Origin of the sequence: Pseudomonas folii, assembly GCF_014357575.1 — a bacterium.
Taxonomy (GTDB): Bacteria; Pseudomonadota; Gammaproteobacteria; order Pseudomonadales; family Pseudomonadaceae; genus Aquipseudomonas; species Aquipseudomonas folii.
In genome coordinates, this window is sequence record NZ_JACONW010000287.1 from 1 (window position 1) to 2,553 (window position 2,553).

At 58.7% G+C, this 2,553-nt stretch carries 1 protein-coding gene; it reads left to right on the forward strand.

Annotated elements, in window-relative coordinates:
• Positions 1-92: 92 nt before the first annotated feature.
• On the forward strand, positions 93-2,498 hold the full coding sequence (locus tag H8S59_RS26745) for a TonB-dependent receptor (protein ID WP_187523357.1): 2,406 nt from the start codon (positions 93-95) through the stop codon (positions 2,496-2,498).
• Positions 2,499-2,553: the final 55 nt, after the last annotated feature.

Sequence of the window (2,553 nt, forward strand, 5' to 3'; positions counted from 1 at the left end):
AGGAATTCGAAAAAAACTTGCGTATCCCCTGTCCCCTTTTTTCGCCTCACCGGTCATCACAGGTAAGTGAACAAATATGAGAGCTTAACTCCATGTCCCCAGCGTCGCCTTTCCGTTTGCGCCCCTTGCTGCATTTCAGTCTTTTACTGACTTTGAGTTCCAGCCCCCTCTTCATTTCGTCCAGTTGGGCCGAGGGCACAGACCGTCGCACTTACGAGGTGCCAGCTGGCAGTCTGGGCGCGGCGCTTACCCGCTTTGCAGGTCAGGCGGGGGTCAATCTGTCGGTGGACCCCGCACTGGTGAGCGGTCGTAACAGCGCCGGATTGTCGGGGGATTACGCAGTGGAAGAAGGTTTCTCACGCCTGCTGCAAGGTTCCGGCCTGCAACTGGTGTCGGTGGCGGATCATGCCTACACGCTGATCCCTGCTCCAGAGGGCAGCAGCAGCCTGCAATTGGCACCCACCTCGATCCTCGGCGCAACAGGCTCGACGGATGGCCAGACCTACGCCGGAGGCCAGGTGGCTCGCCGCGGTTCGCAGGGCATGCTCGGCTCGCGGGATTTCATGGACACGCCGTTCAGCATGACCACCTACACCAGCAAGACGGTCAAGGATCAGCAGGCCAGAACCCTGGGCGACCTGGTCGCCAGCGATCCTTCGGTACGTGCGACCAACCCCGCCGGCGGGCGCTACGAACAGTTCACCATCCGCGGCCTGAGCCTGTTCAACAGCGACGTTTCCTATAACGGTCTATACGGCATTTTGCCGACCTATACGATCGACATGGAAATGGCCGACCGGGTGGACATCCTCAAAGGCCCGAGTCAGCTGGTCAACGGCATTTCACCCAGAGGCAGCGTAGGTGGCGGCATCAACGTGGTGCCCAAGCGCGCGACTGACAAGCCCATCACCGAGCTCACCGGCAGCTACGCCTCCAATAACCAGCTGGGAACCGCCATCGACGTCGGCCGCCGGTTTGGTGACGAAGGCAAGTTCGGCATCCGCTTCAACGGCGTCAAGCAATCAGGCGACACCGAATGGGACCACCAGAGCGTCGACCGTGAAATGGCCGTGCTGGGTCTGGATTTCCGTGGCGAACGCCTGCGGCTATCAACAGACATCGGGCACACCGAGCGTGACACAGATGCCCCCCAGGAACGCGTACAGATCGGCGCCAACGCAAAAGTCCCCAACGCCAACGACGTGCGTCGCAACTACGCGCAAGCCTGGAGCCAGGCGCGCACCCGAGATACCTTTGGTGCTGTGAACGCCGAGTATGACGTCAGCGACTCAGTCATGGTGTACGGCGGCGTGGGCGCGCGTAAAAGTAACCACGACTTTCTCCGTCATGCAGTTTCAATCACCAATGATGCGGGCGATTTCAGCGTCCAGCCCCGTGACTTCACCCGTGATGAAAATGTCCGAACGGCCACTGCAGGCGTGCGCAACTGGTTCCAGACCGGTCCTGTGAGCCATGAAGTCAATCTGGCCGCCAGTTACTTCTACATGGACTTCGAAAATGGCGGCGCGCGCTATGCCGCGTCCCCGAGCAACCTGTTCGATCCAGTAGACACGCCGACACCCGACAACCCCACCCGGCAAGATGCAAAGGTCTACACGGAGAACCGCTACAGCGGGCTCGCGTTGTCCGACACACTTGGCTTCTTCGACGACCGCTTGCTGCTGACATTGGGTGCACGCTGGCAGCGGGTCAAGGTTGATGACTGGACCGATAACGTCAAAGGTGACACGGCTTATGATGAAGAGAAGATCTCACCTTCGGGCGGCATCCTCTACAAAGTGACCGATCAGCTCTCTGTATACGCCAACTACATGGAAGGCCTGAGCCAAGGCAAGATCGCTCCTTCTACCTCTATCAACGAGGACGAGATTTTTCCGCCTTTCATCAGCCGTCAGGTGGAAGTTGGTACCAAATACGACCTGGGGACATTCGCCTTCACAGCCAGCGTATTCAGAATCAAACAACCGGCTTACGAGACCAACGCCACAACGCGGGTCTTTGGGCTTAACGGCAAGCGGGAAAACACTGGAGTGGAACTCACCATGTTCGGCGAGCCACTTAAAGGCGTCCGCCTGCTCGGCGGCGTGATGTACATCGACAGCGAATTGACCAACACCGTCAACGGCACTTTCGACGGCAAACGCGCCCCTGCCACACCGGAATACAACGTCAACCTGGGGGCTGAGTGGGACGTGCCGAACGTTAAAGGCCTGACCCTGACCGGCCGCGGCATTTACTCCAGCTCTCAGTACCTGAACCAGGCCAACACCAAGGAAATCGACTCGTGGGAGCGGTTCGACGTAGGCGCACGCTATGCGTTCAAGGTTGACGACAAGGACGTGACGCTGCGCGCCAACATCGAAAACGTCATGGATAAACGCTTCTGGAGTTCGGCAGGTGCGTCGGATGACAGCGAGCCAGGTCTGACGCTTTCCACGCCACGGACTTATCTGGTTTCGGCGACTATCGGGTTTTAAGCGCTACAGGAAGAACAACGCCCAAGGGGTGTTTAAATGGTAAAAAAGGCTCTGT